The sequence below is a fragment of the Roseobacter ponti genome (genome assembly GCF_012932215.1).
Classification (GTDB): Bacteria; Pseudomonadota; Alphaproteobacteria; order Rhodobacterales; family Rhodobacteraceae; genus Roseobacter; species Roseobacter ponti.
The window spans coordinates 73,534-89,246 of record NZ_CP048789.1; the positions used below are offsets into that span (position 1 = coordinate 73,534).

Annotated in this window: 12 protein-coding genes; 6 read left to right on the forward strand and 6 right to left on the reverse strand. The window is 62.4% G+C overall.

The window, feature by feature from the left end; all coding sequences use genetic code 11:
• Nucleotides 1–132: 132 nt before the first annotated feature.
• Together hydA and G3256_RS19015 are read left to right on the forward strand one after the other, a co-directional pair.
• Nucleotides 133–1,527, forward strand: coding sequence for a dihydropyrimidinase (gene hydA, locus G3256_RS19010; RefSeq protein WP_169642574.1), 1,395 nt, complete (start codon nucleotides 133–135; stop codon nucleotides 1,525–1,527).
• A complete protein-coding gene (locus G3256_RS19015; protein WP_169642575.1) occupies nucleotides 1,524–2,171 on the forward strand; it encodes an aspartate/glutamate racemase family protein in 648 nt (215 codons plus the stop codon). The genes hydA and G3256_RS19015 overlap by 4 nt, the downstream gene beginning before the upstream one ends.
• Before the next feature lie 18 nt (nucleotides 2,172–2,189).
• Here the strand turns inward: G3256_RS19015 and idi are convergent, their stop codons facing one another.
• From idi to G3256_RS19045, 6 genes are read right to left on the reverse strand one after another with little or no spacing between them, the layout of a single operon-like run.
• Complete coding sequence (idi, locus tag G3256_RS19020; RefSeq protein WP_169642576.1) at nucleotides 2,190–2,729, reverse strand: isopentenyl-diphosphate delta-isomerase; 540 nt, start codon at nucleotides 2,727–2,729, stop codon at nucleotides 2,190–2,192.
• Nucleotides 2,726–3,904: a geranylgeranyl diphosphate reductase gene (locus G3256_RS19025; protein ID WP_169642577.1), complete on the reverse strand. Its 1,179-nt coding sequence runs from the start codon at nucleotides 3,902–3,904 to the stop codon at nucleotides 2,726–2,728. The genes idi and G3256_RS19025 overlap by 4 nt, the downstream gene beginning before the upstream one ends.
• A gap of 3 nt (nucleotides 3,905–3,907) precedes the next feature.
• The gene (locus tag G3256_RS19030) at nucleotides 3,908–5,215 is read right to left on the reverse strand and encodes a BCD family MFS transporter (RefSeq protein ID WP_169642578.1); all 1,308 of its coding nucleotides are present in this window, start codon (nucleotides 5,213–5,215) and stop codon (nucleotides 3,908–3,910) included.
• Nucleotides 5,212–6,111: a chlorophyll synthase ChlG gene (chlG, locus tag G3256_RS19035; protein ID WP_169642579.1), complete on the reverse strand. Its 900-nt coding sequence runs from the start codon at nucleotides 6,109–6,111 to the stop codon at nucleotides 5,212–5,214. The genes G3256_RS19030 and chlG overlap by 4 nt, the downstream gene beginning before the upstream one ends.
• Nucleotides 6,112–6,166: 55 nt before the next feature.
• Nucleotides 6,167–7,594 carry a transcriptional regulator PpsR gene (gene ppsR / locus G3256_RS19040; RefSeq protein ID WP_169642580.1) on the reverse strand — a complete coding sequence of 476 codons (1,428 nt, stop codon included), beginning with the start codon at nucleotides 7,592–7,594 and terminating at the stop codon, nucleotides 6,167–6,169.
• Complete coding sequence (locus G3256_RS19045; protein ID WP_169642581.1) at nucleotides 7,591–8,373, reverse strand: cobalamin B12-binding domain-containing protein; 783 nt, start codon at nucleotides 8,371–8,373, stop codon at nucleotides 7,591–7,593. The genes ppsR and G3256_RS19045 overlap by 4 nt, the downstream gene beginning before the upstream one ends.
• A gap of 291 nt (nucleotides 8,374–8,664) precedes the next feature.
• Between G3256_RS19045 and bchF the strand changes: the two genes are divergently transcribed.
• The 4 genes from bchF (at nucleotide 8,665) to G3256_RS19065 (ending at nucleotide 15,643) form a co-directional block, all read left to right on the forward strand.
• On the forward strand, nucleotides 8,665–9,177 hold the full coding sequence (gene bchF, locus G3256_RS19050; protein ID WP_169642582.1) for a 2-vinyl bacteriochlorophyllide hydratase: 513 nt from the start codon (nucleotides 8,665–8,667) through the stop codon (nucleotides 9,175–9,177).
• Nucleotides 9,174–10,460, forward strand: coding sequence for a ferredoxin:protochlorophyllide reductase (ATP-dependent) subunit N (locus tag G3256_RS19055; protein WP_169642583.1), 1,287 nt, complete (start codon nucleotides 9,174–9,176; stop codon nucleotides 10,458–10,460). Before bchF ends, G3256_RS19055 begins: the two co-directional genes overlap by 4 nt.
• 67 nt (nucleotides 10,461–10,527) lie before the next feature.
• Nucleotides 10,528–12,081, forward strand: a complete 1,554-nt coding sequence (gene bchB, locus G3256_RS19060) for a ferredoxin:protochlorophyllide reductase (ATP-dependent) subunit B (protein WP_169642584.1) — start codon at nucleotides 10,528–10,530, stop codon at nucleotides 12,079–12,081.
• Nucleotides 12,071–15,643, forward strand: a complete 3,573-nt coding sequence (locus tag G3256_RS19065; RefSeq protein WP_169642585.1) for a magnesium chelatase subunit H — start codon at nucleotides 12,071–12,073, stop codon at nucleotides 15,641–15,643. The genes bchB and G3256_RS19065 overlap by 11 nt, the downstream gene beginning before the upstream one ends.
• Nucleotides 15,644–15,713: the final 70 nt, after the last annotated feature.

The window sequence follows — 15,713 nt, forward strand, 5'->3', positions numbered from 1 at the left end:
CGATGTTATGCGCCCTGATTATTACATAATCATCATTACAGAATTTTCTCCGCGTTCTTTAGCTTTGCAGCCCCGGGCGGCATCGGGCAGGATACAAACAGATACCTGCACCACGTTAATGAAGGCCCGCCCGTGACATTCGACACCATCATCCGTGGCGGCGAGATCTGCACCACCACCCTGCGCACAAGGGCCGATATCGGCATCCGCGACGGGCGCATTGCCGCCATCGACGACAGACTGACGGGCGCGGAAACGGTGATTGACGCCACGGGCCGCATCGTGCTGCCCGGTGGCATCGAAACCCACGCGCATATTGCACAGGAAAGTGCCGCCGGGGTGATGAACGCGGATGATTACTTTTCCGGTTCGGTCTCGGCGGCCTTCGGCGGAAACAGTTCATTCGTGCCCTTTGCCGCACAGCAGCGCGGACAATCGGTGGCAAGCGTGCTCGATACCTATGGAGCAAGGGCCGCGCGCAGCGTGATTGATTATTCCTGGCACCTGATCATCAGCGACCCCACGCCCGAGGTTCTGACCAGGGGTCTGCCGATGGCCTTTGAGCGCGGCGTAACCTCGTTCAAGGTCTTTATGACCTATGATCTGGTGAAAGTGGATGACCGCCAGTTTCTCGATATTCTGACCACTGCCGGAGCCCACGGTGCTGTCACCATGGTGCATGCCGAAAACGATGCGATGGTCCGCTGGATGAATGAAAAACTGGCGGCAGAGGGCAAAACCGCGCCCCGCTATCACGCAGAAAGCCGCCCCGCGCTGGCCGAAGAGGAAGCCATTCACCGCGCGGTGTCACTGGCGAAACTGGCCGGTGCGCCGCTTTTTGTGGTGCATGTCTCAACCCCCGGCGGGGCGGAAATCATTGCGCGAGAAAAAGCCGCCGGCACTGCGGTCTTTGCCGAAACCTGCCCGCATTACCTGGCTTTTACAGCAGAGGATCTCGACCGGCCGGGCATGGAGGGGGCAAAGTTCATCTGCTCGCCCCCGCTGCGCGATACCGCCACACAGGAGGTGCTCTGGGAGAATATCACCGCCGGCACCTTCGACTGCGTAAGTTCGGATCATGCGCCGTATCGCTTTGACGAAACGGGCAAATTCATCAACGGGGCAGAGGCACCCTACCCCAAGATCGCCAACGGGATGCCGGGGATCGGGATGCGCCTGCCCTGGCTTTTTTCCGAAGGCGTGGTGGCGGGGCGTATCAGCCTTGAGGCATTCGCGGGGCTGTCCGCAACCAGTGCGGCACGGGTCTTTGGTCTCGACACCAAGGGGGATCTCGCCCCCGGATTTGATGCCGATATCGCCATCTGGGATCCCGAAGAGCGCTGGCGCGTGACCCTGGAGGATCAGCACGACAATATGGATTACACGCCCTTCGAGGGAATGGAGATCACCGGGCGGCCGGTGACCGTGCTGAACCGCGGGATGCCTGTGATCCGCGACCGTGTGCTCTGCGCCCCGGAAGGCCAGGGCCGCTTCATCGCCCGCAAACCTCTGGCGCGCGCGATATGAGCGGCCCCCGACCCATCCTCGTGATCAACCCCAACTCGACCGTTGAAGTCACCGAAGAGATCGCGGCTGCCGTGAACGCCCTGCCTGGTGCCGCCGGGCGGTTCGAGTGCGTCACTATTGCCGAAAGCCCGCGCACGATCTCTACGGATCAGGATGTCACAGAGGCCGGCGCCCGCGTGGCGGACCTCGCCGCGACACGCCCGGACGCGGCCGCGATCATCATCGCCTGTTTTTCCGATCCGGGGCTGACAGAAGTGCGCCACCGGGTCCGCGTTCCCGTCATCGGCATCCAGATGGCCTCGGTGATGACCGCCATTGCGACCGGTGCGCCCTTTGGCGTGATCGCACTTTCGCCGGCCTCGATCCCGCGGCACATGGCGTTTTATGACCGGCTGGGCATTTTACATCACTGCGCGGGAGAGGTCGGCCTGAGCGGAGTTTCAGCCCTTGATGCCGGGCGCTCGGATGCGGTTTATGCTGAAACGCTGGCGGCCGGAAAACAACTGGTCGCGCAGGGCGCACGATCCGTCATACCGGGCTGTGCCGGGTTTTCTCCACGGCGCATGCAGCTTGAAACGGATCTGGGTGTGCCTGTCATTGACCCGGTACGCGCGGCAGCGGCCATGGCACCGGGGCTTATCTGAGGAACCCGGCGCACCCGTTCAGGGGGCAACACCTTCGGCCACATCCCCGAAAATCGTCTGCGCGTGATCGCGCAGGTAAATGCGGAGCCAGGGTGTGAACCGCTCCGGCTCCCAGGTCACGCGTTTAAGCAGATCGCTGTAGCGCACCCATTCCACGGCCATGACCTCTTCAGGATCGGGCGTTACCTTCAGCGTGGGCCCCGCTTCAGCGACATACACGTCCACGACTTCATGTTCGGTCAGACCACCGCCCACTTCGGCGCGGTATTCCAGATGATGCCGGTGCTCAGGCGCCAGACCGGTCAGGCCAAGCTCCTCATCCAGCCGCCGCGCCGCACAGTCCAGCGGTGCCTCGTCCCAGTCCGGATGCGTGCAGCAGGTGTTCGTCCAGAGCCCGGGCGTGTGGTATTTGCACATCGCGCGCTGCTGCATCAGCACTGCCTCACCGCGCATGACAAAGACCGACACAGCCTTGTGGCGCAGCCCTTTTACATGGGCTTCCAGCTTTTCAACCGGTGTCAGTGTGCCATCTACCCAGGCCGGGATCATGATCGTCATACGCGGGTCACTGGCACAATACCGGTGAGATGCGCAAGGTTCTTCAGGCCTATTTTCAGATGCGCCATGGGCCGTGCGCGCACGAGTTTCTTGTTCATATAGGCCTCGAATGTCAGGCGCTGCACGTCCACATCATGGCAGAGCGACACGAACCGCTCACGCCGTTCATCGCTGCAATAATATGCGTTCTGCATGGAGCCGAGGACCCGGAAAACCATTTTGTGCTCTTTCATAAAGAGCTGTCTGGCGAGGCGCAGATCTTTCACCCGGCCCGAGGCCAGAGTGGCCGCACAGGCGGTCGCCGCCACCCGGCCCCCGACCATGGCGTAATAGATCCCCTCGCCCGAACTTGGCGCCACGACACCGGCGGCATCGCCGGCCAGCAGCACGTCGCGGCCATTGTCCCAGCGGTCAAGCGGGCGCAGCGGTATCGGCGCGCCCTCTTTGCGGATCGTCTCACAGCCTGCCAGCCCCGAGGCCGCGCGCAAAGCTGCGGTGGCTTCTTTAAGGTTCACCGACGACAGCTCAGTGCCCATGCCAACGCTGGCGCTGTCACCATGCGGAAAGACCCACCCGTAGAAATCCGGCGAAATGGCCCCGTCATAAATCACGTCACAGCGCACCGGATCGTAGATCTCTGATTTGGGCGGCGCCTTGATGATCTCATGATAGGCAAAGACAAGCGGCACCTTGTCGGCGTCCTTGACCTCGGCCAGACCCACACGGGATTTGGCGCCGTCCGCACCGATCACCAGTCTGCAGGGCAGTTCGCGTTCTTCCTGGGTGGCTTTGTCGCGATAGATCACGACCGGCGTGCCCTCAGGCCGCTCGATCCGCACAAAGGTGCCGGTGAAATACGCAGCCCCCGCCTCCTGCGCGCGGGCTCGCAGGAACGGGTCAAAATCCTTGCGGTCGACCATCCCGACGAAGCCGTTTTCGATGGGGATATCGACGTGACGGCCGGTGGGCGAGATCATCCTCGCCGTATTGACCTTTGCCAGGAGCTGTTCATCAGAGATGTGGAAATCCTGCATCAGCCTTGGTGGGATCGCCCCGCCGCAGGGTTTGATCCGCCCTTCGCGGTCCAGCAGCGCAACCCTGTGTCCGGAGTTCACCAGATCAAGTGCTGCGGTAGCACCCGACGGGCCCCCGCCCACGACAACTACATCATACATTTCTCATTCCCCCGGCATCATTGCGGTCTGGTTCCGGTTTTCCGGTCCCGGAGCCGTCAGGCGCATGGCCAGACCTGCCGCGATCAGAAAAACAAAACCCTCAAATGTGAAAACGGCGCCATAGGCCGTAGCGTCGGCCTGTGTCAGCCAGCGCATGATATCGACCATGGCTGTTCCGATGAAAGAGCCGGCGCCAAAGGCAATCGCCTGGGCCGCCCCGAAGAGCCCCATGCGCACGCCTTCGCGTCCGTCACCGCCCTCGCGCGCGAGGCTCATCATGGCACCGATGGCTGCAACGGCAAAGGTGCCGTTGGCCAGACCCAGCGTGAAGATATTCCCGGCCAGCGGCCAGTCGGGTGCGCGCGCCCCGCCCCAGGCAAGGCCAATCAGCGACAGACCCGAGAGGACACAGCCGCCGACAATCCAGACGCGGATCGGCACGGTGACCCAGCGCGCCAGCAGCGTACCCGACAGCAGAACGATCAGCATGCCGGCCAGCGCGCCTGCGTGATGCATACCGCCGAGCTGAGTGCTTTCGCCGACGGTGAGGCCAAAGACATGCCCGGCAAATGGCTCAAGGATCAGATCCTGCAGGTTGTAGGCCAGCATCGAGGCAAAGACGAAAACGGTGAAGACGCGGACCCGCGGGTCTCTCCAGAGCTCGCGCGTGACATCGCGGAAGGCCGCCTGGTGGCGCGGTTTTGCCGGGCCTGCGGCAACACCCTCCTGGCCCCAGACACCGATGCAGGCCAGCGCCAGCGCCACCGCACAAACGCCAAGCGTCACGGCAACCAGCCGGCTGTGTGTGTAAGGGTCGAGCAGGATACCGGCGGTGATCCCGGTCACCGCGAGGCCGAAAATCATCATGATCCAGACGAGGCTGCCGGCGGGTGCCTGGCGTCCTTCGCTCACGCGGGAGGCCAGCAGCGCCAGAAGGTTGGTGCCCGCGGATCCGATCCCCAGACCGATCAGCAGAAAGGATGGCACCGCCGCCGCGATCCCGGCCCCGGCGCTCCGCTCCATCAGGCCGACCGAAAGTGCAGCACCCACAGCACCTGCGGCAAGCAGGGCGATGCCACCGATGATCCAGGGGGTACGCCTTCCGCCCTGATCCGCGCCGTGCCCGAAGCGGGGCCGCAGAAACTGAGTCCCATAATAGAGAGAGACCAGCAGCCCGGGAAGGATCGCCGGCAGCGCCAGTTCGACCACCATCACCCGGTTCATCGTCGCCGTGGTCAGCACCACGACCGACCCCAGCGCCATCTGCACCAGACCCAGACGCGCAATCGAAAGCCAGCTCAGTGGTTTCATGCGAGCCCCCTGAGCGCAAAGGCCGCGATCATCATGCCGGTGATGTAAAGCAGCACGCCGGTGCCGTTGTACCAGGGCGCGCGGCCTTCCGGATCTTTGAACATGACGGTCATTGCCCAAAACTGCGCGAGCAGGACGGCGGCGACGCCGGCGGCGTGCAGCGGCTTGTCCCAGAACAGCAGCAGGGCTGTGACCATGATCTGCGGCACGGTCATAACCAGACAGGCGACTTTCGCCGCTCGTGCAGGTCCGAGCACAACCGGCAGGGAATTCACGCCGGTCTGGCGGTCACCTTCCAGCGCCTTGAAATCATTCAGCGTCATGATGCCATGCGCGCCGATACCGTAAAGCAGCGCCACCACGATTACGGGCAGCGCAGGCGCGCCGGCGCTCAGCACGGCGGCACCGGTAAACCACGGCAGGGCTTCATAACTCAGACCCACAAGGCCAGGGCCCCACCAGCCCGAGCGTTTCAGACGCACAGGCTCAGCGGAATAAGCCCAGGCCGCGAGCACGCCCAGCACCGTGGCACCGAAACCCCAGGGGCCCAGCTGCCAGCCGACAAAAAGAGAAAGCACCGACATTGCAAGGGCGATCCACAGACCCCAGCGACCGGGGATGCGACCCGATGGGATCGGGCGGTCCGGTTCGTTGATGGCGTCCACGTGGCGGTCGCACCAGTCGTTGGCGGCCTGGCTCATACCACAGACCACCGGGCCCGCGAGGACCACGCCGAGCAGCACCAGCGTCCACTGCCCGGACGGAGAGGCACCGGACGATACAACACCGCAGAGATAGGCCCACATCGGCGGGAACCATGTCACGGGTTTTATCAGGCGCAGAGCGGCGGCTGGTTCGGGAAAGCGGCGCGGCTGTATGATCTGAGTGACAGACATGTGTAAACTATGGCTGACACTTTGAGTCGGCGCAAGTGGGAGAACAGCGCCCGGATCAGGTGTTTTTGGCGAGCAGACCGTACTTGCGCAGCTTCACATAGAGGCTCTGGCGCGACAGGCCCAGCATCTCAGCCGCGGCGACCCGATTGTTGCTGGTCAGCTCCACCGCGGTCTCAATGCACATCTTCTCAACGACATCCGTGGTTTCGGCCACGATATCCTTGAGCGAGGCCGATCCGACCAGATCCATAACGTTCCGGCTCGATTCAGGCGGCATCTGACCGCCGGCGATTGCACCGGCGGCACTGCGCTGCGCCTCAACCCGGCTTACATCACGCACGATACATCCGATTGACGGCGCATCGGCATCATCCAGGTGCGTGGCAGAAATCTCCACCGACACCCTCGTGCCGAGATCGTTGATCAGCTTGGTGGAATAGGTCCGCATCTGGCCCGCCCGCTGGGGCGGATCTGTCAGAACGCTCAGGTCAATCTGGCCGCGGCTCAGGAAATCACCAAGACTGCGCCCGACCACACCAGACAGATGCGGCGCGCCCACAAGATCGAGGAAGCTTTCGTTGACGGACAGGATCACGCCCCTGGGTGAGATGAAGAGCATGGCATCCGCCCCAAGGCGGAAGAGAGACAGCGCCTGATTGGCAGCCTCGCCGCTGGATTCTGCGACGGCGGTATCCGAGTCCAGACGGCAGAGCAGAACGCGCTGGCCCCCTGCCCTGAAAACAACCGGCTGCAGAACGATCTGCTGACGTGTGCGGGTGGCACGCAGAGTGACCCGCCCGCCTTCCTCCGACAGCGTCGCATTCAGAAGGCTTTCGGTCAGCTCAACGCTGGAGCGGTCGTTGAAGTGCTGCGCAAGTGAGCTGCCGCGCAACGCCTCTGTGCCCAGACCCAGCAGTGTCGCCGCCGCCTCGTTTGCGTCATCGATCCGCCCGGACTGCACCGAGACAAAGACAACAGCCTGCGAGCTGTTGGCCATCAGCACGCGATACCGCGCATCAAACTCGCGGCGCGCTTCATACCCCTGCTCCAGCGCGATCTGCGCCTGAACCAGCTGTTGTTGCGTTTCCGCGATCGGTCTCAGGTCACGGCCCAGCAGCAGCGCTGCGTTCTCATAGCCGAACCGGTGAAATGTGTAACGGACCGGATACTGCCAGACCGCATTGTCGCTGTGATTAAGTTCCAGCGGCTTTTTCGGCACCTCGCCGGCAAGATAGGCGTCATGTGCCTTTTCGAACTTCGGCACGGATTCGCTGGTCAGAAAGTCCGCGACCGGACGCCCCTCCCAGTGCTTCAGATTACCGAAGGATTCGATATGCGTGTTCAGAACCACCGACAGAATGATGCCCTCGGCAGAAACCACAAGCGCGATGTCCGACGCGGCCCCGATGATGCTGCTGAGAAACTCAGGCTCGATCAGGGGAACAGCACCGCTGCTCCAGAATGTATTCTCTCCGGTTGTCATGAGCGGCTTGCCGCCGCGAACTCAGCGGCACAAAAGGAAACGGCCTCCGCGGCCTTGCTGGTCACGATATCGACGCCGGTGTTGGCCCTGAGATCGGCGGCACAGGCCGTCACCAGACCGCCGAGTGCGATCACACAGCCCTCAGGTGCTGCATTTCGGATCGTCTGTACCGTCCGGCGCACCGTATTGAGGTTTTCAATGCGGGAACAGGTCACCAGCGCAAGATCAGGGGATTCCAGCATCACCCGCGCCGCGAGCGATCCTTCGTCTTCATCAAAGGATGTGCCGACATCACAGCCAAGGCGTCTGAGCTGCGCAGAAAGCACACTGGCGCCGAGGAAATGCTGCTCGTTGGCCGGTACGACGACAAGCCCGGTCAGCCGGGTACGGTCCGTGACGACGTCAGGCACATTGCCTGCGGCGGCCTCGCCCACCAGCGACTGCAACCGCATGGAGCCGATCGTTACCTGGGCAAAACTGGCGTCATCATCGACCCACATCTGTCCGAGCACGATCGCCGCCTGAGGAATATAGATGTCGATGATCTCATCGACCGATAAACGGTGCCCGCGCAGTTCCGCGATGAGTTCCGCGGGCTCAAAACCACCCGGGCACAGCGCGGCGCGCAGAAGATGATCCAGAACGAACTGGCGCATGCCACCCGGAGAGACGGCCTGTCTGCTGCTCAGCACTGAAATCACCCGTGTCGCCAGCGCATCGACATAAACCGGTCGGCTGCGCTCCGTACGAGGCGTTTCTCTGTGATCATCGGTCGGCATTGCATTTCCCGGAAGGACCGGGCGGTGGCCCGGACACGTTTGCGCGTACAGAGTCTGCCTTCACCACCAGAATGTCAAATCAAATTGACATATCAGCGGGCATTGATCGGATTCAATTCGGCAAAAATCACCTGTAAACCCGTAATAATTGCAAAAACGGGCGAAATCCAACCCCGGTAATGTCAGACCAGATTGTCATTTCACCGCTTTCAATGTGTAAGTTACAGTTGACACTTTTCGCAAAGAAACGCTACTTTCAAAAGGTAACAGGCGCGAAAGGCCTCCTTGGGGATGGACACCACAACAACAGCCGGAACGGACCGCGCAGGCCTCTATTCGCCGGCCGAACGCGCCCGTCGCGACGCCACTGTCTGGACCACGGTTCAGGGGGTTCTGGCGCCGCTGCAGTTTGCCGTTTTCCTGGTCTCTCTGGTGCTGGTACTGCGCTATCTCTGGACGGACGACGGCTACATGGCCGCGACAGTTTCTGTCCTGCTTAAAACGCTGGCACTCTATGTGATCATGGTCACCGGTGCGATCTGGGAAAAAATCGTTTTCGGTCAGTACCTTTTCGCCCCCGCATTCTTCTGGGAAGACGTCTTTTCATTCGCCGTGATCGCACTCCACACCGCCTATATCTGGGCGCTTTTCAGTGGCGCTCTTGATCCCCGCGCGCTGATGTTTCTGGCGCTCGCGGCCTATGCGGCCTACGTGATCAACGCGGTCCAGTTCGTACTGAAGCTCAGGGCTGCGCGGCTGCAGGCGACAGCGCATTCCGCCCCTCGAACGGGGGTGGCCGCATGAACGATCTGCCGCGCCTTCCGACCTCCGGCGGATGCCGTGATGAACCGATTCTGAAGCAGCGCGGCCAGCGCGAGGTGTTCTGCGGTCTGACGGGAATCATCTGGCTGCACCGCAAAATGCAGGACGCCTTTTTCCTGGTCATCGGCAGCCGGACCTGCGCGCATCTGCTGCAATCCGCCGCAGGCGTGATGATTTTTGCCGAACCGCGCTTCGGAACAGCGATTCTCGAAGAAACTGACCTTGCGGGCCTTGCCGATGCCCAGACCGAGCTCGACAAAGTCGTAGATCAGCTGCTCGCACGGCGCACAGATATCCGCCAGCTTTTCCTCGTGGGCTCCTGCCCGTCCGAAGTGATCAAACTGGATCTGTCGCGCGCCGCCGAGCGCATGACAGAAAAATACGCCCCCTCCGTACGGGTACTGAATTTCTCAGGATCCGGCATCGAGACGACGTTTACCCAGGGCGAAGACGCCTGCCTTGCCAGCATGGTTCCCGTTCTGCCGGAAACAAACGAACGCCAGTTACTTCTTGTCGGCGCTTTGCCTGATGTGGTCGAGGAACAGGCGGTCTCACTGCTCACGCAGATGGGCATCGGCCCTGTCCGCGTCCTGCCAGCACCACGTGCCGACAGTGACCTTAGCGTCGGTACAGAGACTGTTTTCGCCCTGACGCAGCCTTTCCTGGGCGACACCCATGCAGAACTGGAGCGCCGCGGCGCCCGGCACATCGCGGCCCCCTTCCCCTTCGGCGAAGAAGGCACCACCGCCTGGCTGCGCATGATCGCCGATGAATTCGGCGTGGACGACGCGACATTCGAAAGGGTCACCGCCGCCCCGCGTGCCCGTGCCCGCAAAGCCATCGCCCAGGCCTCTGTCAGTCTGCGCGGCAAATCGGTGTTCTTCTTCCCCGACAGCCAGCTCGAAATCCCGCTGGCCCGCTTTCTGACCCGCGAATGCGGCATGCAGGCCATAGAGGTCGGCGCGCCCTTCATCCACAAAGGCATCATCGGCCCCGATCTCGACATGCTGGCACAGGGCCCTGTGCTCTCCGAAGGACAGGACGTCGATCTTCAGCTTGACCGCTGCCGCGCGGCCCGCCCTGATCTCACGGTCTGCGGTCTTGGCCTCGCCAACCCGCTCGAAGCCGAAGGCCTCTCCACAAAATGGGCCATCGAGCTTGTCTTCACACCGGTCCATTTCTACGAACAGGCAGGAGATCTCGCCGGGCTTTTTTCGCGCCCGCTGCGCCGTGACGACCTGCTGCAACTGGGGGTCCGCGCATGACCCCCCTTCTCTGGCTTCGAAAAATCCCGGGGAGTGTGAGGGGCCGGCCCCTCACGGACATCTCCTCATGAAGCTGACCGTCTGGACATATGAGGGCCCGCCCCACGTCGGCGCCATGCGCGTCGCCACCGGCATGACCGGGCTGCACTATGTACTGCACGCGCCCCAGGGCGACACCTATGCCGATCTGCTCTTTACGATGATCGAACGGCGCGACCACCGTCCGCCCGTTACCTACACCACCTTCCAGGCCCGCGATCTCGGCTCTGACACGGCCAATCTGTTCAAAAAGTCGCTCGAAGACGCCTATGCCCGCTACCAGCCCGAAGCGCTGATCGTCGGCGCCTCCTGCACTGCCGAGCTTATCCAGGACGACCCGGGCGGCATGTCCGAGACCATGGGCCTGCCCGTCCCGGTCATTCCGCTCGAACTGCCAAGTTATCAGCGTAAAGAAAATTTCGGCGCTGATGAGACCTTCTTTCAGATCGTGCGCACCCTGGCAAAACCGATAGAGCGCACGGCACAGATCACCTGCAATCTGATCGGCCCTACCGCGCTCGGATTCCGGCATCGCGATGACATCACCGAGATGACAGCCCTGCTGTCGGACATGGGCATCAGCGTCAATGTGGTGGCGCCAATGACGTCATCCCCGTCGGACATCGCCCGGATGGGGGCTGCACACTTCAACGTGCTGATGTATCCCGAGACCGCCGAAAGCGCGGCACGCTGGATGGAGCGCGAACTCGGCCAGCCCTTCACAAAAACCGTGCCCATCGGCGTCGGCGCCACCCGCGATTTCGTACAGGAAGTGGCAGAAATCACTGGTCTTGCCCCATATCTCGACGAAAGCCGGCTGCGCCTGCCCTGGTATTCCAGGAGCGTCGACAGCACCTATCTGACCGGCAAGCGCGTGTTCATCTTCGGGGATGGCAGCCACGTTGCAGCCGCCGCCCGTGTCGCGCGCGATGAGATGGGTTTCGAGGTCGTCGGCCTTGGCTGTTACAACCGCGAAATGGCGCGGCCCATCCGCAGCCTCGCGAAAGAATACGGTGTCGAGGCCCTGATCACCGACGATTATCTTGAGGTCGAACGCAGCATTGAAGCACTGCAGCCCGAAATGATCCTCGGCACCCAGATGGAGCGGCACATCGGCAAACGCCTCGGCATTCCCTGTGCCGTGATCTCCGCCCCGGTGCACGTACAGGATTTCCCGGCCCGCTATTCCCCGCAGATGGGCATCGAGGGCGCCAATGTACTCTTTGATACCTGGGTGCATCCGCTAGTCATGGGGCTGGAAGAACACCTTCTGCACATGTTCCGCGACGATTTTGAATTTCACGATGCGGCCGGTCCGTCGCATCACGGCGGCCACGCGCCGAAAGCGGCCAACGAGGCCGCCCCGGCCCCTGTCGCGCCCACGCCCGCCGCCGCAGCGGCGAAAACAGCCGGGGACGGTAATGTCATCTGGCTCGACGATGCCGAACGCGAACTGAAAAAGATCCCGTTTTTCGTGCGCGGCAAGGCGCGGCGCAACACCGAAACCTTCGCCAGTGAACGCGGCGTCTCCGAAATCAGCGTCGATACGCTCTACGAGGCAAAGGCCCATTATGCGCGATGACCGTGGCATAACAGGGCGTCTGCCCGGATACCGCGTCGTGATCCTGACGCTGGACAGCCATGCGGCGGGTCCGGCGATGCGCGCGATGGACAAGCTCGGCGCGGATTATCCGGGTCTCTCGGTTTCTGTCCATGCGGCCGCTGAATGGGGCGAAACGCCCGGTGCTTTTGAGGCTGCCCGCGAGGCTGTTGCAAGCGGTGACATCATCGTCGCCAATCTGCTCTTCCTGGAAGAACACATCGCCCGGATCCTGCCCGCACTGCAGGCGCGCCGCGACGGGTGTGACGCGATGATCGGCGTGATTGCCGATGCGTCGATTGTAAAACTGACCCGCATGGGCTCGCTCGATATGATGGCGCCGCAGTCGGGCACCATGAAACTGATGAAAAAGCTGCGCGGGTCCTCGAAACCCTCCAGCTCTTCGGGTGCCGACAAGATGGCGCTGCTGCGAAGGTTGCCGAAAATCCTGCGATTTATCCCGGGCAAAAGCCAGGATCTGCGCGCATGGTTTTTGTGCATGCAGTACTGGCTCGGTGGCTCGGACGACAATGTCGAGGCGATGGTCCGTTTCCTCGTCAACCGCTATGCGCGCGACACCGGCTGGCCGGCGGCCCATGAGGCCCCTGCCCCGATCGAATACCCTGATGCGGGGCTTTATCACCCTGATCTCGCCGGGCGGATCACGACCGACATCGACGACCTTCCCGTTCCCAAAGGATATACCGCCACCGTCGGCCTGCTGATGATGCGCTCTTATGTGCTGTCATCCGATACGGCGCATTATGATGCTGTGATCCGGGCATTTGAAGCGCGCGGCATACGGGTGCTGCCGGCCTTTGCCGGTGGCCTCGACGGACGTCCGGCAATTGATGCCTGGTTCCGCGATGAAAAGGGCGCAAAGATTGACGCCATGGTCTCGCTGACCGGTTTTTCGCTGGTGGGCGGCCCTGCGTATAATGACAATGCCTCGGCAATTGAGGTGCTGAAGAGCCTCGATATCCCTTATGTCGCGGCGCATCCGCTGGAGTTTCAGACGCTGGCGCAATGGGCGGGCAGCGGCCAGGGTCTCGGACCCATCGAGACCACAATGCTGGTCGCGCTGCCGGAGCTTGACGGTGCCACAAACCCAACCGTTTTTGCCGGCCGGCACGGACAGGATGGCTGTGACGGGTGCGCGCATATGTGCATCTCCCGATCTGACGCCAAGGCCATGGCGCCCTGCCCCGAGCGGGTGGACAGCCTGGTGGAAAAGACCATCCGGCTTGCGCACCTGCGGCGCCGCAAAAACGCCGGTAAGAAGGTTGGCGTTGTACTTTTCGGCTTTCCGCCCAACGCGGGCGCAGTTGGTACAGCCGCCTACCTCAGCGTATTTGAGAGCCTTTACAATACGTTGCACCGTCTGAAAGCAGACGGTTATGACGTTGAAGTACCGGCAGGTGTCGATGCGCTGCGTGCCGCGGTGCTCAAGGGCAATGCCGCGCAATACGGCCAGGAGGCCAATGTCGCGGATCATGTCAGCGCTGATGACATCGTACGCACCTCTGCCCATCTGGGTGAGATCGAAGACGTCTGGGGCCCCGCCCCGGGTCGTGTGCAGTCCGACGGGCGCGGCGTTTTTGTGCTGGGTGCGCATTTCGGCAACGTCTTTGTCGGGGTGCAGCCGGCCTTCGGCTATGAAGGCGACCCGATGCGGCTCCTCTTTGAAAAGGGTTTCGCGCCCACCCATGCCTTTGCCACCTTCTATCTGTGGCTGCGCAATACGCTGAAAGCGGACGTACTGCTGCATTTCGGCATGCATGGCGCGCTGGAATTCATGCCCGGCAAACAGGCCGGACCAGGGGCACGCGACTGGCCTGACCGGCTGATCGGCGAGATGCCGAATGTTTATCTCTATGCCTCCAACAACCCCTCCGAGGCGACACTGGCCAAACGCCGTTCGGGTGCAGTGACTGTCACCCATCTGACGCCGCCGCTGGCCACATCCGGTCTCTATAAAGGGCTGATTGACCTGAAAGACAGCCTGACGCGCTGGCGCAGCACCGATCCTAAGGCGCCCGAACGCGCCGAGCTTGAAGCACTGATTGCGGATCAGGCCACGGCCGTAGACATGGGCGGCATTGCCCCGGATGCACTCTGGCTGAAACTGCTGGAGACCGAAGACGCGCTCATTCCCGACGGTCTGCACATTGTCGGGCAGCCGCTGAGTGACGCAGCACGCGCCGAATACATCAGCATCATGGACAAAGCCGATGCAGAGACGCGGGCGCGGGTTGATCATCTGCTGCGTCAGGAAACCGAGCTTGATGCGATCTGCCGCGCGCTGTCGGGGCGGTATATCGCGCCGGTGCCGGGCGGCGATCTGATCCGGTCGCCTGACGTGCTGCCCACGGGGCGCAACATCCATGCCTTTGATCCTTTCCGGATGCCCACGGCCTTTGCCTGCAAAGACGGTGCGGCCCAGGCGAGGCTGCTGCTGGAAACCCATGACAGCCTGCCGCGCACGGTGGCGCTGGTGCTCTGGGGCAGCGATAATATCAAATCCGACGGTGGTCCGATTGCCCAGGCCCTGGCGCTGATGGGCTGCACTCCGCGCTTTGACAGTTTTGGCCGTCTGGCCGGTGCCGATCTGGTGCCGCTGGCGGAACTGGGCCGGCCGCGCGTCGATGTTATTATGACGCTTTCAGGTATTTTCCGCGATCTGCTGCCGCTGCAGACCAGGATGCTGGCCGAAGCGGCGTTGAAGTGCGCTGGCGCTGACGAGCCGGTGGAGCAGAACTTCATCCGCGCCCATGCGCTGGCCTATATGGAGAAAACCGGCTGCGCGCTGGAAGAAGCGGCACTTCGGGTCTTTTCGAATGCCGAAGGCGCGTATGGCTCCAATGTGAACCAGCTTGTGGACAGCTCGGCCTTTGGGGATGAGGATGAGCTTGCCGATGCCTATGAGGCACGCAAAAGCTTTGCTTACGGGACCGATGGGAAGGCGGCGGCAAATGCAGCCCTCCTGCAGGCGCAGCTTGCTGAGGTCGATGTGGCCTATCAGAACCTCGAATCCGTAGAGCTCGGGGTAACGACGGTTGATCATTATTTTGACACGCTGGGTGGTATCGCCCGGGCGGTGAAACGCGCGAAGGGATCGGACGCCGCCGTTTATATCGGCGATCAGACCCGCGGTGCGGGTAAGGTGCGCACGCTGAAAGACCAGGTGGCTCTTGAGACCCGCGCGCGTTCTCTGAACCCGAAGTTTTTCGAGGGTCTGCTGAAGCACGGCGCGGAAGGCGTACGCCAGATCGAAGCGACGGTGACCAATACGCTCGGCTGGTCGGCCACGACCGGTCAGGTGGACCCCTGGGTCTATCAGCGGATCTCTGAGACCTTTGTGCTTGATGAGGCGATGCGGCAGAGGCTGGCGGATCTGAACCCCACCGCGTCGAGCCGGATGGCGAACCGTCTGCTTGAAGCCCATGACAGAAACTACTGGTCGCCCGATGAGGCGACACTGGCGGCGCTGCAGGATGCAGCGGATGCGCTGGAAGACCGGATGGAAGGGGTGGCAGCACAATGACCCCGATGTATCAGATCTGCCCGACGGACCGGGGCGCTGCCCCGGACCCCGGGATATTTGAAAGCCAGAG